Consider the following 25,853-nt stretch of genomic DNA (forward strand, 5'->3'; position numbering starts at 1 on the left):
CAGATAAGGGAATATTTATGAAGGCGTCACTGAAGACACTTGCGGTCTTGATATTGTGCTTATATCAAGGTGTAGTTTTCGCTACCGTGCAAACCATTGACATGCAAGTTGGCACCATGGACTTGCTGCCAATTGAAAAAGTAAACCGTCTGGCCATTGCTAGCCCAGGCGTGATTAGCGCCAAAGTGATTGATGACGAGCACGTGTTAGTGATTGCCGAGGGGCAGGGTAACACCGAGCTCCAGGCCTGGGATGGCGAAGGTAACATTATCAAGATTCAAATCAGGGTGTCTGAGTTCAATGGCGACGAGCTTGAGACCAAGGTGCGTGCCTTGCTTAAAGGCATTGAGGGGATCGAAGTGCGCCAGGTTGGCTCTCTGATAGTGCTTAATGGCGAGGTAGACGAGCAACAACTCGGTAAAATCAATACCATAGCGTCGAGCATTCCTAATGTGACTTCATTGGTCTCTACCAAGGTGTTGTCGATGCAACAGATGATCCGCATGGATGTGGACATTGTGGAATTGAGAAAACGTAACTTAAAAAATCTCGGCGTGCGTTGGGACAGCAGTGCTGCAGGGCCGGCCTTTGGCGCTATTAGCAACTGGACCAGCAACGATCTGTTTTCTGTTTCATCGCCCTCCGTGGTCAGTAACTCCATCGTTGACCAACTGGGTGACACTTTGGTCGGTTCAACCAGCTTTGCCCATTTTGGCATTGTTTCCGGCTTAACCTCGCAAATCCAGCTGCTCTCTGAGCAGGGCGATGCGCGCATGTTGGCCCAGCCTACTTTGAGCACCCGAAGTGGTGAAAAGGCACGCTTCTTGGCCGGTGGTGAGGTGCCCATTCCCTTGCTTGCGGCCAATGGCGCAGCGAATGTCGAATTCAAAGAATATGGTATTAAGTTAGAAATTGAACCGGTCGCCGATGAAAAAGGCAATATTGTGTCATTTGTCAGCGCCGAGGTGAGCTCAGTAGACCAATCGGTGCAGGTCGATGGTGTCCCTGGGTTTAAAACCCGAGAAACGGAATCTGTGGTCAATGTCAGCAGCGGCGATACCATAGTGATTTCCGGTCTGGTATCCAGTGAAATGGCGAAGGCCGTGAACAAGGTGCCCTTCCTTGGTTCTATCCCAATTCTTGGCGAGCTGTTTAAATCTCGTGACTTTACCGACAACAAAACCGAGTTGGTTATTCTGGTGACGCCCAAAATCGTGCCTATCGAAAGTCAGGACCACCAAAACCGCCTTAAGCGTGCTCAGGAAATGATTTCCGAGGCTGATAATCTCGAAGCTTTTTATATTCTTGACTAGGAGCCGTTATGTTTGAAGTGAAAGTAAACACGGCCAAAGGCACTAAAGTCGGCACCATAAAGTGCAATGAGACCACCTGTGTTATCGGTAAAGACAAGCGCCACCCCGTGGTGTTGCATGGCTTTAAGGTGTCCCGCGAACATGCAAAATTGTATTTGCGCGACGATGGCATTTATTTAGAAGACAGAGCGAGTCGAACCGGCACCCTGGTCAATGGCAAAAGCGTTGAATCTGCGGGGCCACTTAATGGCGATGATGTGATTGAAATTGGGGGTTATCACCTGAGCGTGGTCGCCTCGGAAAGCATGAAGAAGACGCAGCAAGAGCAGCGACAAAGTGCCGAGACAAACCGAGGGGGCGTGCCCGCCCAGGCACCTGCCTTTGAGGTGCCAAGCGTATCTGATGGTGCCACTACCCAGGCGCCCAAAAAGGCGCTGGCCGCCAATGATACCGAGCAAAAGCGCGAAGAAATAAAGCTGCGCAACACCTGGCGTAAGCAGGTTCATAAGGAGTTGATCAAGCAAATCGACTTGCGCCGCGTGAATGTGTCGGAAATGTCCGATGACGAGCTGCGCACTCAAAGTAAGGGGTTAATTGACGCCATCATCGATAAGTTTGACTTGCCAGCGACCATTTCCAAAGAATCACTCAGCAAAGAGGTGCTTGATGAGACCATTGGTCTTGGGCCTTTAGAGCGTCTGGTGGCCGATCTGGATGTGTCGGAGATCATGGTTAACTCCCACGATGAAATCTTTTTTGAAAAGGCAGGTAAACTCTACCTATCAGACATCGCCTTTACCGACGATCAGGCGGTGCTCGGCGCCATTGAGCGTATTGTTACGCCCCTTGGACGGCGTATCGACGAAGGCCAGCCCATGGTCGATGCGCGTCTCAAGGACGGCTCCCGGGTGAATGCCATTATTCCTCCGTTGGCCCTAAAAGGACCCTGCATCACCATTCGTAAGTTTATGTCTAATAAGCTTGAGGCGGAAGATCTGGTGCGCTTTGGTTCACTGTCGCCGGATATGGTGCGCTTTTTAGAAATGGCCGTGGTGAATAAGCGCAATGTGGTGATCTCCGGCGGTACCGGCTCGGGTAAGACGACTTTGCTTAACGTTTTGTCCAATTTTATACCCGATGATGAGCGTATCATCACGGTCGAGGATGCGGCCGAGCTTAAGCTCTATCAACCTAACCTGGTATCCCTTGAAGCCAGGCCCCCAAACCAGGAGGGTAAAGGCGCCATCGAAATACGCGATCTGGTTAAAAACTGTCTGCGTATGCGCCCGGACCGCATCGTCGTGGGTGAGTGTCGTGATGGTGAAGCCCTGGATATGCTCCAAGCCATGAACACGGGCCACGATGGCTCGTTAACAACAGCGCATGCCAATACGCCGCGCGATTGTATTTCTCGTTTGGAAGTCATGGTGATGATGGCGGGGATGGACTTACCCATTCAGGCCATTCGCGAACAAATTGGCTCTGCGGTGAACATGATAGTGCAGCAGTCTCGCTTTAGTGATGGTTCGCGCCGGGTCACTTCCATTTGCGAAATTACCGGCGTTGAGTCCAATACCATTCAGTTGTCTGAAATCTTTAAGTTTAAACAAACGGGGTACAGTGAATCGGGCAAGGTGCTGGGCGAGTATGTCGCCACCGGCATGATCCCTGAGTTTTACGAAAAGCTGCGGGAGCAGGGAATGGATGTGGATCTGGGCATATTCAAGGTTAGCGGCAATGACTAGTTCAGTGATCTTGATGACCCTGGTCGGGGTGTCGGTGGCGCTCTTGGTTTATGGCGGCAACTACATCTCTCGAGACCTTGCGGTTAAATACCGAGAAACCTTTACTCACTCGGCACGGCACAATCTGTCGGATATGTTCTTGTTTATCGAACCGCAGAAGTTGTTCGCCATGAACTTGGTGGGCATGGCGGTGCTGTTTTTATTTATCTGGGCGTACACGGGCACGATTTTTGTCGCTTTCTTGATGGTGGTGTTGCTGTCGTTTGTGCCACCGTATTTGTATAAGTTTTTACAACGTCGCCGACGTAAAAAGTTTATCTCTCAACTGCCGGATGCGCTGAATATGATCTGCGCATCAATGCGCTCCGGTTCAAGCCTGATCAATTCAATTGAAGCCATGGTGAAGGAACAAGATGCCCCGATCAGCCAGGAATTTTCGTTGTTTTTACGTGAGCAGCGCCTGGGCGTCGACTTTAACGATGGCTTGAACAACATGCTGGCGCGTATGCCCGAGCAGGACTTTAAGTTGGTGGTGGCGGGCATGCAAATTTCTAAAGAGATAGGCGGTAACTTATCGGAAACCCTGGAGCGTTTAGCGGATACCTTGCGCAAGAAACTGGAAATGGAAGGGAAAATCGACTCCTTGACGGCGCAGGGGAAAATGCAAGGGGTGGTGATGACCGGCTTGCCTTTGTTTGTGGGCTTTGTGCTCTATCAAATGGAGCCCACCCATATGGCGCGATTATTTAGTGAGCCCATAGGCTGGCTGGTGTGTTTTGTGGTCGCGGTGATGTTGTTTATCGGTTACAAGTTCATCAAGAAAATAGTCACAATAGATGTATAAGGACAGTACATGTTTATAGGGATAATCGCCTTATTTGGCCTCGCTATTATGATGGGCTGTTATAGCGTTTATGCAATTAAGAAATCCATTCCCGACGAAAATCGGGACTTTATGGATCCGCTGCCCTCATCACTTCGCACCATATGGCCCTTGGTGCGTATCGCCGCCTATTATATTGGTGAGCGCCTGCCGATAGATTATCTGGAAAAGGTCGCCAAAAAACTGCAGGTGTCCGGCGTATCCTATATTTTAACGCCGGAAGAATACGTGGGTGTACGAGTGGTTTCAGCGCTGTTCTTTACCTTACTTGCCTATGCGGGGATGGCGCTGCTTGGACCCATTGACCCGTTAAACCTGTTGCTTGCAGCCGTTTTTGGCTCTTTTCTGCCGCTTATTACCCTCAATGACCTAAAAAAGAAACGGCATATGCAGATCTCCAAAGCACTTCCCGTGTATCTGGATTTTATCACTATGGCGGTGGAAGCCGGTTTGAACCTGACCGGGGGATTGGCGCAGGCGGTTGATAAAGGCCCTGAGGGGCCGCTTAAGGTCGAGTTTGAAAAGGTGATCCGCGACCTGCGCGCCGGGGTAACAAAAATCGATGCCTTCAGGGCCATGGCAGAGCGGGTGCAAACATCGGATATCAACAACCTGGTCAGTGCCTTAGCGCAAGCAGAGCGCACCGGTGCCAGCCTAGGCGGCGCATTGAGGATCCAGGCCGACCAAAGACGAGTAGAGCGTTTTCAGCGTGCGGAGAAAAAAGCGTTGGAAGCGCCCATCAAGCTTATCTTTCCGTTAGTGGCTTTTATATTTCCCGTGACCTTCATCATCTTGTTCTTCCCGATCGTGATGAAGTTTATCTACGAGTTATAGCGATGAAGTCAGTGTTTATATCCATAGAAGGAAAAGGTGAATTAGAGTTGCTGATGGCCGATAGCTGGTGGTTGCGCTTTAGGGGTTTACTTGGGCGCGTTATCAGCCCAAGTCAGGGGATGCTCATTACCCCCTGTCGTTCGGTGCACACCATGTGGATGAGCTACAGCATAGATGTCGTCTATTTAGATAAAGAAAATAGCATCGTAGCAATAAAAAGAGATTTAAAACCCTGGAAATTCAGTGCCTGTTCCGAGGCTTATAACCTTATTGAGTTATTGGCAGGGCAGGCAGAATTCTGGTGCTTTAAGGAAGGAAATACAATTGAGATATCGGGGTAAATAATGAGGATCTATTTGGTTTTACTATGTGCCTGTTTGCTTCTGACTGGTTGTGCAAGTTCTCAGAACAAGGGTGACACCGAGAAGCTAAACCTAGTGCAGTTGGAGAATCAAGCCGAGGCGGCGTACGTGGCCGGTCATTTGGATATGGCCGAGGGCATGTACAGACAACTACTTTCTGCCAAAGAAGGGTATGCACCGGCCTGGTTTCGCCTCGGTAATATCTATGCCCGAACAAACCGCCTAAATGCCGCCGTAAATGCTTATCAGCGCTGTATTCAAATTGATAATGAGCATGAAAAGGCCTGGTTCAATTTGGCCGTTACGCGCATGCGTCAATCCACCAATGTGATTATACAAGCGCAAGAACATGTAAGCAGCGATACCCAGATAAAAGCGCAAATGGATGAGCTTTTTATACAACTAATGAAATTGCAGACAGGGAAGGCTAACAATGCAAAGGCGCACGCGGATACCTAGTATCGGGGCCGTCAAGGGGCAGGCCATGGCGGAGTTTTCGATATCTCTGCCTTTCTTAGCGCCGTTTATCTTGGTGCTCATCATGTTGTTGGTGCAGTGGCTCTTCATCTACAAAGAAAAAGTGACCTTAAATGGCGCGGTGTTTGAAGCCGTTCGAGCGGGTGCCCTAAACCATGGTAGCCCTGAGGCAATGAAAGATGCGCTCGCCCAGGGCATGATGCCTCTGTTTATGGAAGCCGACACCGATGCCCCGGACGTTGCCGATGTCGCGACGGCCTATGCAAAAGCGAGGGCGTACGTGGCAATTGGCTCGGACATTATTATTTTAAACCCCACGCCCGCTGTTTTTAATAAATTCAAGCAACAGCGTAAATACAAGGGGGTTGGCACACTCTATGAGATACCTAACGACAACCTGATGTATCGCAGCAGCGCTGCGGTTAGGGTATACGATGATGTGAAAATTAATATTCAGGATGCGAATTTATTACAGATAGAGGTTAACTGGTGTAAGCGCTTGGAAGTGCCCATTGCCAACTGGGTTATTGGCGAAATACTGACATTGAAAAACGTCGACCCAAATCCCCTGTCGGATAATTACGTCAATTATATTCCTGGGCAGGAGCAATTAAAGTGCAATGCCTTGGGAGCCGCCGCCGGGAATGCACAAAACGGCCAAACAGATTATTACATAACTCTTAAATCCTATGCGTTAATTCGAATGCAATCGCCGTTTCGAATGTAATGGAATTCAATTTTAAAAGGGTAAGGACAATGAACGCAAAACAACTTCTCGCCATGCTGTTGGCAGGAACACTGAGCATAACGCTCGCAGGGTGTAATGAATCACTCGATGAAACGACTCCTACAGAACAACCAGATTCCGGCTCGGGTGATGGTTCTGGTGATGGTTCGGGTGATGGTTCGGGTGATGGTTCGGGTGATGGTTCGGGTGATGGTTCGGGCGATGGCTCAGGAGACAAGGAACCACCGGTGGGCACTTGGGAGAACCAAGATGAGGATAAGGATGGTGTGTTAGATGCCGATGATGATTATCCTTTTGATCCAAGCAAAAGTGCGTATCCCGTCTATGAGGAAGAAGAGCCAAATGATAACCCCTCGGTGGCGACGCCAGTAGAACTTGAGCAGGGTTTTAGGGTAAAAGGCACCATCTCTTCGCGCACGGATAAAGGGGATTTGTTCGGCTTTGATGTTGATGAGGTTACGCTGATAACGGCGGTATTTGAGAGTCCGGCTGAGCGCTTTAGTCCTCAGGTCTATATGTCGAACTCCGAAGGGCAGGTAATAGACAGTTTTGTGCTCAACGAATTTACCAAGGGTGGCAAACATATTGTTAATTTCCAACTGTTTGAGCCTGGTCGCTATCAACTTAGTGTGATGGATAATAACTATGCCGGTGGAACGGATCTCACTTATGAGGTCGTGGTTTTTCATGATCAAGATGTGGATGCCTTTGATGACGCTAAAGAGCGTGCCTTTGCCAGTGACTTGATAAAAAACGACCAAGATGAAGACGGTATTTTGGATGGTCTGGAGTTCACCTTACTCTACACCACAGAGCACATTGACTTTGACGAAGACGGCTTGGCTAACTGGCAAGATATGGATTCCGACGGCGACTCTTTTTCGGATAAGATCGAAGGGATTGAAGACCTCAATGGTGATGGTTTTGCCAATTATCTCGACCGCGACGCCGATGGCAATACCATAGATGACAAGATAGAAAGTGGCGATCCTCTGGCTCCAAACGATTTTGATAATGACAATATTATCGATCACCTGGACTTAGATGATGATGGCGATGGTATCTTTGATATCAATGATATGAATCGGTTAAAGCAGGCACAACGCGTTGTTCCAAGCAGCCCTGATGATTTCTCTATTGAGTGGCTATACAACCTGCATAATGCTGCGTTTACCGTGCGTTCCTTTGTACGCGCCGGCGACCCCGCCGAGCTAGTGGTACGCAATCTACCACAAGAGCAAAACCTGGTTGTTGTTTACACCATTAATGGTCAGGTGTTCAACAGCATTCCAGCGAGCACTGAGGTAGTCGACAATGAAACGCGCCTGTCATTGGAATTACCAAATCTGGTTGGCACAGGGTCGATTAAGCTGGCTTTTGGTGAAAAAATCTCAGACGAGCTGCCTATCGAGATAGTGGCACCAGAAAGGCCGTTGATCCATACCGGCCCATCAAGTTTCAGGCCGGTGACACTATCACCCTCAAGGGAGATAATTTTGACCTAGACGATACCGCCGTCGTTTTCCAAGGCACACCCGTGATGCCCTCGGTAAATAATGGCAGTGAGATAGTGGTAGAAGTTCCTGAGGGCATAGCCGCAGGGCGGTATTGGGTGTCCAATGCTCAAGGCAGCAGTAATGAAATGAGCTACTTCCTAGAGCAAAACATTGCCTATAGTGTCGCTGTTGCCGGAGCAAGCCCCATTTACTCGATTGGCGGCATAGTGCCTAGTCATGCGACTGAAGTTTCAGGAAATACAGTGCAGTTTAAAAAGCTAGGCAACAGCGCCGAGGTTCTCTACTCATTCGCGCTAAATGGTAATGGCCAGCCTGAAATGTATCTCAGCGCTATCCTGGAGGCCGGCGTGCAGGAGGTAGAGTTTAGCTATCGTTCTACCGCTCTGGCGAATATGGCTTCACACCTGATTTTTTTCATTGAAAGTAAAGGCATGAGCCTTGATGAGGCCGCAGACATTCTTGCCCAAAGCCCCGAGTTTGCCAATTACTTGCAAGAGGTGACAGAGGCACTTGAGGCTGATAAGGGTTTCTTCTCATTCGCAAATGCGCGTCCAGGCAGCGCTGAGTTATTGAATAAATACAGCGAGCATTTCAAAAACTATATCGACAATGCCAAGAGTCAAAGTAGCCTCAGTGCAGACCAATTTAACGCTGCCAATTATTCACGGGCGCATGTGTTACGTGGTGCAACGTTAAACGCGGCTACCACAGAAGCAGTAGATACCGATATAGAGCCCAGTATTGTGTCTTATCCTGAGACCAATGGGACCTGGAACCTGTTCGACATGAGTATGGAGGCGTCCACATTTTTAGATAACTCAGTTGAGCTTGGCAATAAATGTGGCGAAGGTGTAGACCCCAAATGGTACGAGGTACTGGGCTATGATGGTTGCGTTCGCTTAGAGAACCGGAGTCAGTTATACCTCAGTTATAGAGTCTATGAGGTGGATCCGGCAACGGGCGAGATCCCCGCTGACGCCATCAGCTCACCCTTAGCTGAACACATAGACACGCCATATCACACCGCCATGGCATCTCCTACCTCTGGTACTTTCCTGGTGTTTGAGTTTTGGTCTAGCGATAAATTGATCGATACATGCGTTTACAAAGACTGTGCGTATCAGATCCTAACCCCTGGTGTAGACGGTAGTTTTGGTCCGACTCCATTTAATCTAACGGGGACAGAAAGCCATAACCAAATTGCGCAAAAAGCACGACGTATGCTGACCATTCGCACCATTATCGATAATATCATCATTCGATTTTATTCAATCTTATTTGATGCCGCAGGCCTAGGTTTAGATAAGGGTGCGCTAAAAAAGCCGGAGCAAGCGCGTGCTGTTATCAAGGCTGTGTATGAGTACATGCCAGCGCTCACCTCGGAAGTGGAGAAACTGGCGAGTAAAGAAAAGGTCACCGAACAAGAGTGGATCGACCTAAGCCAGGCGATAGGTCTGGAAATCTATAACAAAGAAATTAAACCCATTATGACGGATCTGAGTAATTTCCCGAACATCAAACTCGGTCCCACAACAACCGCATTACTCAAGGTCTTCGCGTATGACCAGGCAGACTTTATTCAAGCACTGGGTCAAAAACTCGCGAAAAAGCTCATCCCGGGCTTTGGTGCGGTAGAGACAGCCTATGAAGCAAGCCAATTGGCCACGGCCATGGTTGATATGGGTAAAACCATTAAAGACCTAGCCACGGTACCAAGCAAACTCGATTATGTGGTTTCCTGGGGATTACAACTGGCTGATATTACCCCAAGAAGTATCCAACAAAATGGCCAAGCAAAGACCTTTACCCTGGTTGGCAGTGGTATGGCCGTTCAAAAAGGGGTTTTCAGTGATGAGGACCCAGAAGTCTTAGTGATTGACACGGCAACGAATGAGCGGCTCGATGTCACCTTTTTGAGTGTGAATAAACAAGGCACTGAGCTGGAATTTATGCTCGCTAACGTTAGCCAAATAGATGCGGCTAAAGGGCCACTGGATGTCTATGTAGAGCACCGTGATGATAAGGCGAAGTTACCCTATCAAATACTGGTCGGAACCGACCTGATGATTTCAGCTATTACTCCAAATAGGGCAAAAGCCGGTGAACAGGTAACAATCAGTGGAATAGGCTTTAGTGAACAGCTTGTGGGCAATATCGTGCGCTTTGTCAGTGAGTCCGGTGAAGTGAAGCGGGCGAGTGTCACCGCAGCGACCACAGAGTCTCTTACTGTCACCGTGCCGGACTCGCCGGGTGCCGGCTATGTCACCGTGGAAGTCGGGGGAGAGGTGAGTAACCAGCTGCCATTCTTTGGCCCTGGGCAAGTGAGCATTACCTTTGGTGATAACGGTAACTTTAATGATGATGTCTATAAACTGGCCGTAAATGGCAGAGTGATTTATGAAAACGGGACGCCGAAAAGAAAGGTGGGTCCTCTGGCTATAGCCTTGGATGAGGGTGAGCACACGGTGGAGTTGACCGGTATTCGTGCCGACGATGGTATAGGAACCTATTATATTGAGTTTTCTGGGGATGTTGTAAATGTCAGCGGTGACGCGCAATCGGGTAGGGATCTTTGCCCAGAAGTGGTCAAAACATTTACCATCACAGTCGGCCCGACTGTCGCTAATTCAGTGCCAAGTCAGCGTAGCTATGTTATTGATCCCATGTCTATTTTACAGGATGAAAGTAGTTCCGCACCCAGTGAGTGTGCTGGGCAATAACTACAAACACTAGATGGCCCTGATCACAGGGCCTTTTTAAGGAGAAAATATGAAGCTATCACCTTTGCTAATCGCCACAGCCGTCCTCTCATATAATGCCAGCGCAGCAGACTACAGTGTGCCAATCGAAAACTGCGTAAAAGCAGCCGAGGCTGTTAAGAATAATGATGCGGCCTTGTTAAAACCACTGGTAAGAGATTTGAGTCCTGAAGAAGAAAAAGCCATGGCTTCTTATCTTGCAAAAACGCATAAGTATTTCACAAACGGTAGTTATCAGGGCATTCATAACTTTCGTACAAACGAGGTGCAAGTGATAGAAAATGCCAAAACCAGCATCTATCAACGCACGCGAAAAAATGCAGAAAAGTACGATTACGACGAAGAAATTTGGGTAAATTATACTTTTGACACTAGCTACGCAGGCAAAGAAAATGGTCAAAAAAGCGGGCAGTGCAAGTTTGCACAACTGGATGGCCGCTGGGTCATGATGAATGTATTAAAGTAATCATGAAGCTTGAACTCACCGATCCTGTGTGGTTTTCCTACGTCCATTTTAAGGGGCAAAAGCAGTTATCGCCACACAGTGTTATAAAGCTGCCGTTACTTAGGCTGCTGGCAACGCTTTCGAACAAAATGGAATGGCTGTTTTCGCTTTTGGTACTGGCGTTAGCCTTGCTGCCTTTTATCCTTGAGCCCTTTTTTGGCCCTGCAGCCTTTGTCTTTATCTACTTTCCGGTTTTGGTCGGTGTATTGATGCTTAAACGCATTTTCTTTTGGCGGATGTTTGGCGCCGACAAGAAAAAGCTGATGGTCTTAAGTGCCGAGCAAATTGAGGTGAGCCCACTGGTTTGTGCGCAGTTAAGTGAAACGGCCGTGCTATCTCGCCAGGATATTGCCAGGGTAAAGGTTTACCATACATTTACTCACGACCAGGATGTGGGTAGTTCTGGGGCGAGAGCCTCGGTGAACCAGATCATCCTAGTGCGTAAGGATCACACTGAGTATAAATTAGACGGCTACCGTATTGGTCTGGCTAATGTACTCTATTTACTGGTTTATTTTGACTATCCTTTGGAGTTTATTAAGCAGTCAATAGCCCATGTACCAGGGCACCTGTGGCCTCTCGCTTTGCGGCTAATCCCTATCTGTGCCAACGTCCCGGCACTGGGGCAGACGCTATTTGCGTTAAAAAGCGCATTTTAGCCAGGCATCATTTTATATTTACAAGGACGTGAATATGCCACTCAGACCCCTTAGAAACCCCGCTTCAATCTTGTATCTATGATTTAATTTCTCGCGCGATTTACTTGCCGAGTTGTTATTACTTGGCAGACATTTTTCCTCATCAGGATAGTGTTTTGAGTCTCGGAACTGGTCAGATTTTCCTTATTGAATAAGGGGAGTTACAGCGCAAATCTTTTATTTTGCCTTCTTAGTTCCTAAAAAATGCCCATTTCTTCGCCGATTTCTTTCGACTCTAAAATGGCCTGCTATACTCTGTTCGATATTTGTTCACTTTCTATTAACAAAAAGCCGTAAACATAAGTGGCGAATAGCAGGGGCGAGTTAACGCAAGAGGTTCCAGCTAACCCGGCCCGTTGAAGGAAAACTTATAAAACTATCTTAGGAATCTATCTATGCTGAAAATAAAACGACCCCTGGTAGCGTCTGCAGTACTGTCTGCGTTAGCACTTGCAGGCACCGCACAGGCGGCCAACGAAGATCAACGCTATATAGTCAAATTCAAACCAGGTCACAAAGCATCGGTGATGACGGCGGTGAGCAATAGCCGGGGCAAGGTTGAGCGGGAGCTCGACAAACATCGCCTCGTTGCCGTTACACTCCCAGCGCAAGCGGCCAAACAATTCAAAAATAGAAAAGACATTGAATTTGTCGAAGTGGATCAAAAGCGCTACTTAATGGCAGAAAGTACCCCCTATGGCATCTCTATGGTACAAGCGGACCAAGTCAGCGATGCCCTAACCGGTAATATGAAGGTATGTATCATGGATACCGGTTATGATCTCGGCCATGAAGACCTGCCCAGTACCGGTGTGACCGGCGATGACGGCTACGACAACTACAACTCCGGAAACTGGTATGAAGATGGGCATGGCCATGGTACCCATGTCTCGGGCACCATTGCCGCCTTAGGCGGTAATGGCACAGGGGTGGTGGGTGTGAACCCCAGTGGTAACTTGAGCCTGCATATGGTCAAGGTGTTCAATAGTAACGGCCAATGGGCTTATGGGTCGGATCTGATCGCTGCGGTTGATCAGTGTATGGCCGCCGGAGCCAAGGTGATCAGCATGAGCCTGGGCGGTGGCGGCTCAAGCAGCGCCGAGCAAGCAGCATTCGATAATGCCCATGCTAATGGCCTGCTTTCTATCGCCGCGGCAGGGAATGACGGTAACAGCAGTATGTCCTATCCGGCTTCTTATGATTCCGTGGTGTCTGTTGCAGCGGTTGACTCTAGCGGCAATAAAGCAAGCTTCTCCCAGTACAACAGCCAGGTTGAGATTGCCGCTCCGGGTGTGGCAGTGAACTCAACCTTGCCCAATAACAGCTATGCGGCCTGGAGTGGTACTTCCATGGCCACCCCCCATGTAGCCGGGGTGGCGGCGCTGGTATGGAGCCACTATCCAAGCTGTAGCAATGATCAAGTGCGTACCGCCATGGCATTGTCTGCCGAAGACCGGGGCACTGCAGGCAAAGACAATAGTTATGGTTGGGGCATCGTAAAAGCGAAAGCAATGTTTGACTTGTTCGCCAATGGCTGTGATGTCGGTGAATTGCCACCGCCTCCAGAGCCGGAAGATTTAGTTAACGGCGTGCCGGTAGAGAACCTGGCCGGAGCCAGTGGCGATGCCTTCGAATACAAGATGGCCGTGCCCTCTGGCGCATCTAATCTGGTATTCAATATGTCCGGTGGCAGCGGTGATGCCGACCTCTATGTTAAGTTTGGCTCAAAGCCAACTTCCAGCAGTTATGATTGTCGTCCGTACTCTGGCGGCAACGACGAGAGCTGTAGCTTCACGTCACCACAGACAGGCACCTATTATGTGATGGTACTGGGTTACAGCAGCTTCTCCGGCGTTTCCCTGGTCGGTAACTATGATGGCGGGGGCACGCCCAATACGCCGCCAACCAGTGAATTCAGCTACAGCTGCACGGATTTAAGTTGCGATTTTGATGCCAGCCTCAGCTCTGACAGTGATGGTAGCATCAGTAGCTATAGCTGGAGCTTTGGAGACGGAGCGACGGCAAGTGGCCAGCTTTCATCACATAGCTACAGTGCCGATGGAAGCTACAACGTCACGCTCACGGTGACCGACAATGACGGGGCGTCCGACAGCAGCTCTCAAGTTGTGACCGTGACCGCAGGCGCAAGCAGCGATATTACCTTGCAGGCATCGGGTTATGCCGCTAGAGGCACGCGCTATGTGGATTTAACCTGGAGCAATGCAAACGGTAGCAACGTGGATGTGTATCGCACCAAAAATCGCGATACGGTGACCTTCTCTACGGCTAACGATGGCGCTCACACCGACTCCTTCGGTGGTGGTGGCTCTTTCGTCTACAAGGTATGCGAGTCCGGAACGCAAAACTGTTCACCGGAAGTAACGGTTAATTTCTAATTGCACCTAAGCCTTACAAATAAAAAATCCACCTGCGATGCGGGTGGATTTTTTGTTAAGCCTTGAGCAAATTTAAATTAACTCAACAGGCTATATACCAAAGCAGACACCGCCAGTGCGCCTACAAGGAGTACAAACAAGGTACTCAACTTACCGCGATATTGTGCCAGCGCGGGAACCTTATATACGGCAATCATGGGCATGATAAAGAGGATCATGGCGATAATAGGCCCGGAGATCGCTTCCATCATACCCAGTATGCTCGGGTTATAAATGGCACAAATCCAGATCGCTACAAACATCAAGGCAACACCGAGTTTATCGGCGCCGTGATAACTTAGTGATGAGTGTTTAACCACCAGACCATTAAAGCTTTCACGAGCACCTAAAAAGTGGCCGAAGAAAGACGAGGTTATGGCGACAAACGCAACCAGCGGGCCAACATAGGCTAGCAGTGGGTTGTTATAGGTGTTCGCAAGATAAGAAAGCACCGAAATATTGGCCTCCTTCGCGGCCAACAGCTGCTCGCTTGATAGTGCAAACACGCAGGAGAACACAAACAGCAGTACAAAGCTTATCAGCATAATGGCAGTGTACTTTAGGATGTTGTCAGATTTGGCACGAGCCTGCTCACCGTAGTGGCGGCGCTGGGCATTGGCAAAGCTGGAAATAGCCGCGGCGTGGCTGAATGAAAAGACAATCACGGGCACCGCTAACCATAGGTTGGTTGCCAGCTCTGGGGCGCTACTAATGTCCATGGAGGGTATTTGCCAATGAGGGATTAGATATAAGGACAAGCCAAATAACACCGCTACCAAGGGGTAGACCAAAAAAGCAAAGGCGCGCAACATCAGTTTCTCGCCGCCTAACATCACTGCCACCATGGCCGCCACCAGGACGCCAGAGAGCACTGCACGCGGTGGTGAGTCCATGCCTAACTGATTGACAATAAAGTCATCCACAGTGTTGGTCAGGCCTACGCCATAGATCAACAGAATCGGGAAGATGGATAGAAAATAGAGCAGGGAGATCAGGCGCCCTGCGGTGGCGCCAAAGTGTTCCTGTACCACATCGGTAAAGTCACTGTCGTCCTTCTTGGACGAGAGCACAAAGCGCGCTAAGCCTCGGTGTGCTAGGTAGGTCATGGGGAAGGCGGCCAACGCCATAATTACTAGGGGCCAGAATCCACCTAAGCCTACATTTATGGGTAAGAATAAAATACCCGCGCCGACGGCGGTGCCAAAAAGGCTAAGCAGCCAATGGGTGTCATGACGATTCCATGAACTTGCTGGTGCCGAGGCGCTGGCGCCAAGGACTTGGTGAGAGGAGTTCATATACTACTACCTGATACTGCATAAAAATTCGGGGCAATGATACCTAATATGCCAAAACAATTCATACTTATGCGTAACAGAGTGTATTTTTATGTGACTGGTAGGGCCTCTAAGCCTTAGCCTGTTTGTCTTAGTTATAAAAAAGGCCCCTGAATTCAGAGGCCTAGTTCGACTGGTTATTAATTACACTTTTTGTTCAGCGGGCTGTTCGCTGGGGTTGGCGTCGAGCATGGGCTCGTCTCTGCCGTTGGCGCGCTCCCAGAACTTGGCTTTAAAGTTAAGCAGAACCAGCACTATGCCCACGCCTATGCTAAAGAGAGCGATTTGCATGTATAAGGCCGGTATTTGCTGTACGTTTTCCGGATCGAAAGAACCGGCCAGCAGACCCGAAATAATATTACCGATGGAATAGGTCAGTACAAAGACCCCCATCATTTGGCCGACATAGCGGGCGGGAGATAGACGACTCACGGCACTGAGGGCCACCGGGCTTAAGCAGAGCTCCCCCACAGTATGAAGGAAATAGGTAGTGATCAGCCAGTAAGGCGCCACTTTGAGACCTTCGGCTGCGTATTGAGCGGCAAAAAACATCACCAAAAATCCGGTGGCCATAATAATCAAGCCTACGGCACATTTGACACTGTAAGAGGGGGTGATCATACGTTTGGCCATGTTAATCCAGAGGGCGGCGAAAAACGGCGACAACACGATAATGAAAATCGAGTTGGCCGATTGGAACCAGGCGGTAGGGATCTCGAAGCTACCGACTAAGCGGTCGGTATAGTCTCTGGCAAACAGGTTCAGTGAGGAGCCTGCTTGCTCAAAGCCAGACCAAAAACAGGCGGAGGCCACACAAACCAAAAATAAGGCCCACATGCGCTGCTTCTCACTGTTGGTGAGCTCACCCATAAAATAGATATGGCCAAAATAGATAAAGAAGGTGATGGTAAAGACAATGGCCACGGAGCCCGCCAAGGCAACCGGATTGATAACCAGCCAGCCCTGATAAGTGGCAATGACCGTGAGCGTGACAATTGCAATAAAGGCGCCGATGACGGTCCAGGCCAATGATGCGCCTTTGGCCGAGAGCGGATTGGCGGGCTTGTCATTAATGCCGGCTATATAGCCCTGGCTAAGGCGATATTGCACCAAACCTAAGGCCATGCCCACAGCCGCTGCACCGAAGGCCCAATGCCAGCCGACGTTTTCCATAAAATAACCACATACGCCGTAACCTATCATGGAGCCGATATTGATGCCCATGTAATAAATGGCATAGCCGCTATCACGGCGCTCATCTTCGGTTTTATAGAGCTGGCCGACCATGGCACTGATATTGGGTTTGAGTAAGCCGGTGCCGGTGGCAACAAAAATCAAGCCTACGAAGAAGGAGCTGGGGTGGGGAATAGCGAGAATAATATGGCCGCACATAATAATAATGCCGCCGTACCACACGGTTTTTTGCCCGCCGAGCAGGCGATCGGAGATCCAACCCCCGGGGAGTCCTAAAAAGTACACCGCCCCTGTATATAAACCGTAAATGGCACCGGCCGAGGCCACGGTAAAGGCCAGACCTTGCTGTTGCAAGGAGGCGGTCATAAACAGCACCAGCATGGCTCGCATGCCGTAATAACTCATGCGCTCCCACATTTCGGTAAAGAATAGGGTTTGCAGGCCCTTGGGATGACCAAAAAACGCGCTGTCCAGCTTGGCGTCTCCGGCCACGCTTTTTTGCGTGGATAATTGCTCGTCAGACATAGATTCACTTCCATTATTGTCGTTATAGTGAACAATTATTAGTACGTTAAATAGCCGCGAGATGCAACCTTGACCATTTTTGACGATTCAAAACATGGCCAAGGCAAGGTTTATTTAAGCCGCCTTACTGTTCACCTCGGCAAGGGTGTTACTTGCCACCACATGTTGGGTATCAGACCAGTGTAGCAGCTCCATGCGACCATGCTCGTTTTCGACTAAAGCAGTGCAGTTTTCTATCCAGTCGCCATCGTTACAATAAATAATGCCATCACTGATGCGTAGTTGCGGCTGATGAATATGACCGCACACGATACCATCGTATCCCTGGCGTTTCGCTTCATGGATGGCGGCATTTTCAAATGCGGTGATCGCTGCTTGCGCCTTGTGAAGCCGGGCCTTGATCCAGGATGCCAGGGACCAGTAACGCCCCCCATAGAGTCGACGTATACGGTTATGCCAGCGGTTTAAAAACAATAAAAAATCATAGGCGGCATCGCCTGCCACGCGGATCAATCTGTTATAGCGGGTTGCGGAGTCAAAATCATCGCCATGAAGGATCAAGAAGCGCTTATCGTCCTGCGTGGTGTGCACAAACTGGCGATGTACTTCTACCCCCATAAGGGTGTCCTGATCGTAGCGGCGGAAGGTTTCATCATGGTTGCCCGGCACGTAGATAACTCGGGTCCCCTCATCGGCTTTGGCTTTAAGGGCTTCAAGAACATGATAATGACTGGGATGCCAGAAAAAACGGCGTTTCATTGACCAAAGATCGACAATATCACCGACCAGATAAAGTCGTTCGCACTTTATGCTGTTTAAGAAGTCCAATAGATATTGAGCCTTACAGTCTTTATAGCCCAAGTGTACATCTGATATAAAAACCGCTCGGTAGTATGTGCGCTTAATCTTATCCATAATCAGGTTCATCCCAGAGTAATAGAATCCAGCCTAGGAGGCGCGAATGACAATAAGAAGTCTAAAAAAAGAACAATCCATGACAATGCTATTGCTGTCATTGTTGTTATTTCTGGGCGGGTGCAAAAGTACAGCAGGTCACAGTGACGCCTTTGTCGGTGTCGACTTTATTAACCGCTCCGGGGTGGTGATTAGGGATGTTAAATTAGCGGTGGCAGAGGGCATGGAGCATGTGAGTTGCACGCACATAGACAGCGCCGGTCAATGTGGAACGGGCTTTCCTGCGCACAGCTATAACGCTGAACTGTTGCGGTTGAGCTATTATCAAGGTAAGGACTTTAAAAGCCATTTGTTTAATATCAAGGTGCCCGAGGAAGGTGCTCAGTTTTACCGGGTACAAATTCGCGTAACCCGCGTAGAACCGGATGTATCGGTTATAAAACAATAACACCAGACGTTACTCACTTTGCGTTAGCTGCATAATTTGATGTGGTAAATTAGGAGGCACAGATGCGTGCAGCAATAATTCTAGCGTCACTGTGTATTGTTGCCGCCTGTGAGCAGCAACAAGCCACCGAGTTGCAGCCTGGTGATATGCGCAATCCGGCGATACGCTTTTGCCTGGAGCAAGGAGGGCATTATCTCAGTGAGGGCCGAGCGGCTAACCGACACCAATACTGTGTGTTGGATGATGGCACCAAGGTCGACATGTGGGAGTTTTATCGAGATTATCAATGATATTAAAAAAGCCAGTCTAGGACTGGCTTTTTTATGAGAGCTCGAGAGCGACTTAGTCTTGCTGCAACTGTGCCACGATGGCAGCCACTGCGTCGTCAATTTTAAGCATGGTTTTTTCACCGGTACGGCGGTTTTTCAGCTCAACTTCGTTGTTGTCCAGGTTACGCTCACCGATCACTAGGGTATAAGGTACGCCTAGCAGTTCCATATCGTTAAACATTACGCCTGGGCGCTCTTTACGGTCGTCGAATAAGACATCCACGCCGGCCTGTTGCAACTCGCTATAAAAGCGCTCGGCAATATCTGGGATACGGTGTGACTTATGCATATTCATAGGCACAATCGCAACCTCGAACGGAGCGATATTTTTAGGCCAGATGATGCCGTATTGGTCGTTATTCTGCTCGATGGCAGCGGCAACAACGCGGCTAACGCCGATACCGTAACAACCCATGGTCATGGTTTGGTTTTTACCGTCTTCACCCAACACACCGGCATTCATGGCTTCTGAGTATTTGGTACCAAGCTGGAAGATATGGCCTACTTCAATACCGCGCTTAATGCTCAGCGTACCTTTACCGCATGGACTAGGATCGCCTTCAACCACGTTACGAATGTCGGCCACTTCATAGTCGCTCACATCCCGGTCCCAGTTGATACCGCTGTAATGCACATCATCACTGTTGGCACCAGCAACAAAATCTGCCATCACCGCCGCACTACGATCGACAATGATTGGCACATTAAGGCCAACCGGACCCAAAGAGCCGGGACGGGCGCCAACCAGGTTAACTATGTCTTCCTCTTTGGCCATCTCAAGCGGTGAGAACACACCGGCAAGTTTTTCAGCCTTCAGCTCGTTTAGCTCGTGGTCGCCACGCAGTACCAGGGCAACTAGGCCGCGCTCGCCTTGCTCATTTTCTTCGCCATAAACAAACAGGGTTTTAACGCCACGGTGTGGCTTCACACCATAGTGCTCTTTTAGCTCGGCAATGGTCTTGGCCTTAGGCGTATCGAATTTTTGCAGTTCTTTGCTAGGCTCAGGGCGCGCATCGAGAGGTGCCAATGCCTCTGCTTTTTCGATGTTAGCGGCGTAATCACTGCCGTCGCTAAAGGCGATGGCATCTTCACCAGATTCGGCCAATACGTGGAACTCATGAGAGAAACTACCACCTATAGAGCCTGTATCGGCTAACACGGGACGGTAATCCAAGCCTAAACGGTCAAAAACATTGCAGTAGGCCTGGTGCAGTTTTTCATAGGTTTGCGCCAAGCATTCATCGCTTAGGTGGAATGAATAGGCGTCTTTCATCATAAACTCGCGCGAGCGCATGATGCCAAAGCGTGGGCGAATTTCATCGCGCACCTTGGTTTGGATTTGATACAGGGTGATAGGCAACTGCTTATAGCTGCTTACTTCACGGCGAATGCAGTCGGTGATCACTTCTTCGTGCGTTGGACCCAGAGCAAACGGGCGATTATGACGGTCTTCAATACGCAATAGCTCAGGACCATACTGCTCCCAACGACCCGACTCCTGCCAAAGCTCGGCGGGTTGGATGATGGGCATCAACATTTCGATGGCACCGGCCTTGTTCATTTCTTCACGAACAATATTTTCTACTTTTTTAAGTACTTTTACCCCGGTCGGAAGCCAGGTGTATAGGCCCGAGGCCAATTTGCGGATCATCCCGGCGCGAAGCATAAGCTGGTGGCTTACCACCTCGGCATCTGAAGGCGTCTCTTTCAAGGTCGCAAGTAAATACTGACTGGTACGCATGAAGGTTCCGTTTTGTTATTAGTAAATAGATATGGCGCTAGTTTAGCAGTGCTGGGCCCGCGGGCAAAGCGCTAAAGTGGCGATATTTGCTCGACGTGATTGTGCTCGCCGTCCACCTGCCAGCGGATATTATAATCATACAGGGTCATGCCGTAACTTTGTGTCCCTTGTTTGTTCTTTTTGTAGGCCGGGCGCGGATCTTGCTGCAGCACTTGGGTAATAAAGGTTTGCAGTTGCAGCGCCGGATCCACCGTGGCGATAAAGGCTAAGGCCTGGTCGGAAAAACTCACCGTCATTTGAGTGTGCGGTCGGGTGTCGGCAAAACCGGCGCTGGCATCGGGCAGAGCATCGGAATAGGGCAGGTAAGGCTTAATATCCAGCACTGGGGTGCCATCAAGCAGGTCGACGCCACCTAGTTGCAACGTTACCTGGCCGTTAGCATAATCTACCCCAAGCAGCTCAACCGCACTCATGCCGATGGCATTGGGGCGAAATGTGGCGCGGGTGGCAAACACCCCTTTGCGCGCGTTGCCGCCTAAACGTGGCGGGCGCACCAAGGCCGAATAGCCCTTGTCAGCGGTTTCATGAAAGCGAAATAACACCCAAATATGGCTAAATTCTTCGATGCCGCGGACAAACTCTTCGTGATTAAACTCAGGCGCCAGCACCAGTTGCGCGCGGGCGGTATCCACTAAGCGTGGCTGCCTAGGAATGGCAAACTTTTGTTTATAGGGTGAGCGGATATGGCCGATGGCGTCGATGGCAAAGGATGTGGTCACAGCGGTACTAGCTTAGGTCAAATATTAGCGCGCCAGTGTATCGGCGGCCTCGGCTAAATTCAAGGACTAGCGTTGAGTAATCAAAGCTCCAACCCTAAGCGCGAACCCTAAGCGCGAACCCTAAGCGTGAACCCTAAGCGTGAACCCTAAGGGTGAAATTCAATGGTTAACCCTTGTCTGTGGTTTGGTGCAGCAGATTTTCTGTTTCTATGGCAATTTCTTTCATGCGCATGGCATAGGCTTCGAGTCGCTTTTGTTCATCGGTTTTGGCAACAAACTCTGGCACTTCCACCGGGTACCCGGCCTGATCCATGGCGACAAAGCTAATCACACAATGGTTGGTTTCCACCATGTGCTGCGTTTTTGGATCGCCACAGCGAACTTGAATAAATATCTGCATACTGGTTTTACCTGTGTGGGCTATGCTGGCCTGGACTTCAACCAGTTGGCCAACCAGCACGGGACGGCGGAACTTGACGCCGGCCACAGACACGGTAACGCAATAATGGCCGCTCCAGCCGGCGGCGCAGGCGTAACCGGCCTGATCTATCCATTTCATCACTACACCGCCATGTACCTTACCACCAAAGTTGACGTCGGTGGGCTCGGCTAAAAAGCGAAAGGTCACTGATTGTTGTGGCATAGGTCTTCCCCGGCTGCATTCATGCTTCCTACTAGTATAGTAATCGTCTGAATTTAAGCACAAAAAAGGGGCTTACGCCCCAGTTGCAACTTAGGATATAGAAACAAATATTACATATTTGGATAGTTAGGGCCGCCAGCGCCTTCCGGTGTCACCCAGGTGATATTCTGACTCGGGTCCTTAATATCACAGGTCTTACAGTGCACACAGTTTTGTGCGTTGATCACAAACTTGGGCTCGCCTTCGGTGGTATCTACTTCGTAAACACCTGCCGGACAGTAACGCTGAGCCGGCTCATCAAAGCGCGCCAGGTTCACCTTAATGGGAATGCTGGCATCTTTGAGTTTCAGATGACAAGGCTGCGACTCTTCATGGTTGGTATTAGACAAGAATACCGACGACAATTTATCGAAGCTAAGCTGACCATCCGGCTTAGGGTAATCGATTTTCGGCGCCTGAGAGGCTGGTAATAAGGTGGCATAGTCCGGCGTATTGTCCTTAAAGGTGAAGGGCAATTTACCGGCAAACAGGTTTTGATCTAGGGTGTTATAGGCGCCACCGAAGAACTTACCTAGCTTGTGCATGGCCGGGCCAAAGTTACGTGAACGGTACAGTTCGTCAAACAACCAGGACGCTTCAAAGCGCTCTGCAAAGTCAGCTAGATCCGTGTGCTCCTCGCCCGCTTGAAGTGCGGCAAAAATGCTTTCTGCGGCTAGCATGCCTGATTTCATCGCCGTGTGGTTACCCTTGATCTTGGCGAAGTTTAAAGTACCGGCGTCACAGCCTACCAACAAACCACCCGGGAAGTGCATCTTAGGTAAAGAGTGCAGGCCGCCTTTAGCAATGGCACGGGCACCGTAAGCAAGGCGCTTACCGCCGCTAAGCACATCGGCAAATACTGGATGGTGCTTCATGCGTTGGAATTCATCGAATGGGCTAAGATGTGGGTTTGAGTAGTTCAAATCCACGATTAAGCCGACCACAACCTGATTGTCCTCACTGTGATACATAAAGGCACCGCCGCTGGTATCACCGGATAAAGGCCAGCCTGTCCCATGGACGACTTTACCTTCCTGGTGTTTATCCGCATCGATCTGCCAAATTTCCTTAAAGCCGATACCGTAATGTTGCACTGAGCTGTTTGCATCCAGGGCAAATTGATTGATTAGCTGCTTACCAAGGTGGCCACGACAACCTTCGGCAAACACGGTGTACTTGGCGCGCAGTTCCATGCCCGGCATATAGCCCGGCTTTTCATTGCCGTCTTTGTCCAGACCCATATCACCGGTGATAATGCCTTTAACCGTATCGTTTTCGATTATCAGCTCATGGGCACTGAAGCCAGGGAAGATTTCTACCCCAAGCTGCTCTGCCTGTTCGGCCAAAAAGCGACAGACGTTACCCATTGAGACGATATAGTTGCCGTTATTATGGAAGGTTTTAGGCACCATAAAGTGGGGCAGGGTTTTGGCGCTTTTCTCGTCGCTAAACCACAGGATCTCATCCTCGGTCACCTCAGTGTTTACCGGCGCACCGAGTTCTTTCCAGTTCGGCAGCAGTTCATCGAGGGCCTTGGTTTCAAATACCGCGCCGGAAAGAATATGGGCACCGACTTCCGAGCCTTTCTCCACCACGCATATCATTAATTCTTGTTGTTGTTCTTGTGCAAGCTGCGCAAGTTTAATGGCGCTGGCAAGGCCGCTAGGCCCTGCGCCTACGATCACCACGTCAAACTCCATGGTCTCACGTTCTACCATAATAATCCCCTGCTATTGATGACGGTCAAAGTGTTACGAAATGCAAATTAATCGTTACACAAAAGATAGTGCTCCAAGGTTATTTTAGGTTGACGTTTACGTCAACAGGAAGTACGCTGATTTCATCAAAATAAATAAGTTTACGTTAACGTCAGGTTGTGGTGTCAAAATAGTGATTATGCAGGCTATAGCCTCCTAGACCCACTTTCCTGCGTCTCTACTAGGAGCATATATGAAAGTATTAGTGCCCATTAAACGTGTAATCGATTACAACGTAAAAGTACGCGTTAAGGCCGATAACAGCGATGTGGATTTGGCCAATGTTAAAATGGCAATGAACCCATTTTGTGAAATTGCCATCGAAGAAGCCATACGTTTAAAAGAAGCGGGCAAAGCAACGGAAGTTGTGGCCGTGACTATTGGTGATAAGTCATCGCAGGAGCAACTACGCACCGCCTTGGCACTGGGCGCCGATAGCGCCATTCATATCGAAAGTGACGAAAAGCTGGATTCACTGCATGTAGCCAAGTTGCTTGATAAGGTGATTGATGAACAGCAACCGGATCTGGTGATCCTAGGTAAGCAAAGTATCGATGCCGATAACAACCAAACCGGTCAGATGCTGGCGGCATTGCGCGGTTGGCCACAAGGCACCTTTGCCTCAAAAGTAGAATTGACTGATGGCAAGGTTAACGTGACGCGTGAAGTAGACGGTGGTCTGCAAACAGTGGCACTAACGCTGCCGGCCATAGTGACAACCGACCTGCGTTTGAATGAGCCTCGTTATGCATCGCTGCCTAACATCATGAAGGCAAAACGTAAGCCGTTGGATGTTAAAAATGCTGCAGACATGGGCGTTGACCTGACCCCCCGCGTGCAGTTGGTGAGCGTTGAAGAGCCAAGTCAGCGTCAAGGTGGTGTGATCGTTGAAGACGTAGCAACCTTAGTCAGTAAGTTGAAGAATGAAGCGAAGGTGGTGTCATGAAATCATTAGTAATTGCTGAACACGAATACGGTCATCTTAAGCCTGAAACGGCGAAAACAGTGCATGCGGCTGCTAAAGTAGGCGCCGATATCGATCTACTGCTTATCGGTGAAGGCCTAGAGAATGCGGCGCAAGAAGCGAGCACCATCAGTGGCGTAAGCCGCGTTTTGGTGGCCGATAGCGCCGAGTATGCGCATCAGCTAGCGGAAAACTGTGCGGACCTAGTGGTTAAATTGAGCGCCGATTACAGCCATATCTTTGCTAGCGCCACCACTACGGGTAAAAACATGATGCCACGGTGTTGCTGCGCTACTGGATAAAGCGCAAGTATCGGACATTATTGACGTAATCGACGCCGAAACCTTTAAGCGTCCTATTTATGCTGGTAACGCCATTGCCACGGTAAAATCACTTGAATCACAACATATCATTACCGTACGTAGCAGTGCGTTTGATGTTGCCGAGCAGGGCGGTGCCGCGCCGATCGAAGCTGTGGCAGATGTGATTGCCTCTAGCAACAGTGAATTTGTGTCTAAAGAGCAGACAGAGTCTGAGCGCCCAGAGCTTACCGCCGCTGATGTGATTATTTCAGGTGGTCGTGGTATGCAAAATGGTGAGAACTTCAAGCTACTTGAAGGCATTGCTGATAAGTTAGGTGCCGCCATCGGTGCGTCACGTGCCGCGGTAGACGCCGGTTTTGTGCCTAACGATATGCAAGTAGGTCAAACGGGTAAAATCGTTGCCCCTAACCTGTACATTGCCGTTGGTATTAGCGGAGCCATTCAGCATCTGGCAGGTATGAAAGATTCGAAAGTGATCGTTGCCATCAATAAGGACCCGGAAGCACCTATCTTCCAGGTGGCCGATTATGGTTTGGTTGCGGATCTATTCGATGTGTTGCCTGAGCTTGAAGCCGCTCTGTAATTA

At 49.6% G+C, this 25,853-nt stretch carries 22 protein-coding genes and 1 pseudogene; 16 read left to right on the forward strand and 7 right to left on the reverse strand.

All coding sequences use genetic code 11. The features are described from left to right. Positions 1 to 17: 17 nt before the first annotated feature. The 12 genes from C2M29_RS10000 to C2M29_RS10060 all read left to right on the forward strand — a co-directional run bounded on the left by C2M29_RS10000 (position 18) and on the right by C2M29_RS10060 (position 14,237). Positions 18 to 1,313, forward strand: coding sequence for a type II and III secretion system protein family protein (locus C2M29_RS10000; RefSeq protein ID WP_105189647.1), 1,296 nt, complete (start codon positions 18 to 20; stop codon positions 1,311 to 1,313). 8 nt (positions 1,314 to 1,321) lie between these two features. Then, entirely contained in the window at positions 1,322 to 3,058 is a 1,737-nt protein-coding gene (locus tag C2M29_RS10005; RefSeq protein ID WP_105189648.1) for an ATPase, T2SS/T4P/T4SS family, read from the forward strand. Next, a complete protein-coding gene (locus C2M29_RS10010; protein WP_105189649.1) occupies positions 3,051 to 3,902 on the forward strand; it encodes a type II secretion system F family protein in 852 nt (283 codons plus the stop codon). Before C2M29_RS10005 ends, C2M29_RS10010 begins: the two co-directional genes overlap by 8 nt. Before the next feature lie 9 nt (positions 3,903 to 3,911). Then, a complete protein-coding gene (locus tag C2M29_RS10015; protein WP_105189650.1) occupies positions 3,912 to 4,775 on the forward strand; it encodes a type II secretion system F family protein in 864 nt (287 codons plus the stop codon). A 2-nt stretch (positions 4,776 to 4,777) separates the two neighbouring features. Continuing rightward, positions 4,778 to 5,116 carry a DUF192 domain-containing protein gene (locus C2M29_RS10020; RefSeq protein ID WP_105189651.1) on the forward strand — a complete coding sequence of 113 codons (339 nt, stop codon included), beginning with the start codon at positions 4,778 to 4,780 and terminating at the stop codon, positions 5,114 to 5,116. A gap of 96 nt (positions 5,117 to 5,212) precedes the next feature. Next, a complete protein-coding gene (locus C2M29_RS10025; RefSeq protein ID WP_233998399.1) occupies positions 5,213 to 5,596 on the forward strand; it encodes a tetratricopeptide repeat protein in 384 nt (127 codons plus the stop codon). A 25-nt stretch (positions 5,597 to 5,621) separates the two neighbouring features. Beyond that, complete coding sequence (locus C2M29_RS10030; protein ID WP_105189653.1) at positions 5,622 to 6,341, forward strand: hypothetical protein; 720 nt, start codon at positions 5,622 to 5,624, stop codon at positions 6,339 to 6,341. Positions 6,342 to 6,370: 29 nt separating this feature from the next. Continuing rightward, complete coding sequence (locus tag C2M29_RS10040; protein WP_199774878.1) at positions 6,371 to 7,867, forward strand: hypothetical protein; 1,497 nt, start codon at positions 6,371 to 6,373, stop codon at positions 7,865 to 7,867. Next, positions 7,837 to 10,599: an IPT/TIG domain-containing protein gene (locus tag C2M29_RS10045; protein WP_233998430.1), complete on the forward strand. Its 2,763-nt coding sequence runs from the start codon at positions 7,837 to 7,839 to the stop codon at positions 10,597 to 10,599. Before C2M29_RS10040 ends, C2M29_RS10045 begins: the two co-directional genes overlap by 31 nt. Positions 10,600 to 10,648: 49 nt before the next feature. Then, the gene (locus C2M29_RS10050; RefSeq protein ID WP_105189656.1) at positions 10,649 to 11,104 is read left to right on the forward strand and encodes a hypothetical protein; all 456 of its coding nucleotides are present in this window, start codon (positions 10,649 to 10,651) and stop codon (positions 11,102 to 11,104) included. A gap of 2 nt (positions 11,105 to 11,106) precedes the next feature. Further along, complete coding sequence (locus tag C2M29_RS10055; RefSeq protein WP_105189657.1) at positions 11,107 to 11,802, forward strand: hypothetical protein; 696 nt, start codon at positions 11,107 to 11,109, stop codon at positions 11,800 to 11,802. A 434-nt stretch (positions 11,803 to 12,236) separates the two neighbouring features. Beyond that, positions 12,237 to 14,237 carry a S8 family serine peptidase gene (locus C2M29_RS10060; protein ID WP_158684709.1) on the forward strand — a complete coding sequence of 667 codons (2,001 nt, stop codon included), beginning with the start codon at positions 12,237 to 12,239 and terminating at the stop codon, positions 14,235 to 14,237. A gap of 77 nt (positions 14,238 to 14,314) precedes the next feature. Here the strand turns inward: C2M29_RS10060 and C2M29_RS10065 are convergent, their stop codons facing one another. The 3 genes from C2M29_RS10065 to C2M29_RS10075 all read right to left on the reverse strand — a co-directional run bounded on the left by C2M29_RS10065 (position 14,315) and on the right by C2M29_RS10075 (position 18,244). Continuing rightward, complete coding sequence (locus C2M29_RS10065; protein ID WP_105189658.1) at positions 14,315 to 15,571, reverse strand: aromatic amino acid transport family protein; 1,257 nt, start codon at positions 15,569 to 15,571, stop codon at positions 14,315 to 14,317. A gap of 183 nt (positions 15,572 to 15,754) precedes the next feature. After that, complete coding sequence (locus tag C2M29_RS10070; protein ID WP_105189659.1) at positions 15,755 to 17,329, reverse strand: peptide MFS transporter; 1,575 nt, start codon at positions 17,327 to 17,329, stop codon at positions 15,755 to 15,757. 114 nt (positions 17,330 to 17,443) lie between these two features. Continuing rightward, on the reverse strand, positions 17,444 to 18,244 hold the full coding sequence (locus tag C2M29_RS10075; RefSeq protein WP_233998400.1) for a UDP-2,3-diacylglucosamine diphosphatase: 801 nt from the start codon (positions 18,242 to 18,244) through the stop codon (positions 17,444 to 17,446). A gap of 46 nt (positions 18,245 to 18,290) precedes the next feature. Here C2M29_RS10075 and C2M29_RS10080 point away from each other — a divergent pair, with 46 nt between their 5' ends. Beyond that, entirely contained in the window at positions 18,291 to 18,692 is a 402-nt protein-coding gene (locus C2M29_RS10080; RefSeq protein ID WP_158684710.1) for a hypothetical protein, read from the forward strand. A 62-nt stretch (positions 18,693 to 18,754) separates the two neighbouring features. After that, positions 18,755 to 18,982 (forward strand): DUF333 domain-containing protein, encoded by a 228-nt coding sequence (locus C2M29_RS10085; RefSeq protein ID WP_105189661.1) that lies wholly within the window; start codon positions 18,755 to 18,757, stop codon positions 18,980 to 18,982. 52 nt (positions 18,983 to 19,034) lie between these two features. Here C2M29_RS10085 and C2M29_RS10090 read toward each other — a convergent pair whose 3' ends face one another. The 4 genes from C2M29_RS10090 to C2M29_RS10105 form a co-directional block, all read right to left on the reverse strand. After that, complete coding sequence (locus tag C2M29_RS10090) at positions 19,035 to 20,762, reverse strand: proline--tRNA ligase (RefSeq protein ID WP_105189662.1); 1,728 nt, start codon at positions 20,760 to 20,762, stop codon at positions 19,035 to 19,037. Between the two features lie 71 nt (positions 20,763 to 20,833). Further along, positions 20,834 to 21,541 (reverse strand): tRNA (N6-threonylcarbamoyladenosine(37)-N6)-methyltransferase TrmO, encoded by a 708-nt coding sequence (gene tsaA, locus C2M29_RS10095; protein ID WP_105189663.1) that lies wholly within the window; start codon positions 21,539 to 21,541, stop codon positions 20,834 to 20,836. A gap of 166 nt (positions 21,542 to 21,707) precedes the next feature. Continuing rightward, the gene (locus tag C2M29_RS10100) at positions 21,708 to 22,184 is read right to left on the reverse strand and encodes an acyl-CoA thioesterase (RefSeq protein WP_105189664.1); all 477 of its coding nucleotides are present in this window, start codon (positions 22,182 to 22,184) and stop codon (positions 21,708 to 21,710) included. Positions 22,185 to 22,294: 110 nt separating this feature from the next. Further along, the gene (locus tag C2M29_RS10105) at positions 22,295 to 23,941 is read right to left on the reverse strand and encodes an electron transfer flavoprotein-ubiquinone oxidoreductase (RefSeq protein WP_105189665.1); all 1,647 of its coding nucleotides are present in this window, start codon (positions 23,939 to 23,941) and stop codon (positions 22,295 to 22,297) included. 232 nt (positions 23,942 to 24,173) lie between these two features. Here C2M29_RS10105 and C2M29_RS10110 point away from each other — a divergent pair, with 232 nt between their 5' ends. Continuing rightward, positions 24,174 to 24,926 carry an electron transfer flavoprotein subunit beta/FixA family protein gene (locus C2M29_RS10110; RefSeq protein ID WP_105189666.1) on the forward strand — a complete coding sequence of 251 codons (753 nt, stop codon included), beginning with the start codon at positions 24,174 to 24,176 and terminating at the stop codon, positions 24,924 to 24,926. Then, positions 24,923 to 25,850, forward strand: a pseudogene (locus tag C2M29_RS10115) (electron transfer flavoprotein subunit alpha/FixB family protein). Before C2M29_RS10110 ends, C2M29_RS10115 begins: the two are co-directional and overlap by 4 nt. Positions 25,851 to 25,853: the final 3 nt, after the last annotated feature.

Origin of the sequence: Pseudoalteromonas sp. T1lg48, from assembly GCF_002964785.1 — a bacterium.
Lineage (GTDB): Bacteria > Pseudomonadota > Gammaproteobacteria > Enterobacterales > Alteromonadaceae > Pseudoalteromonas.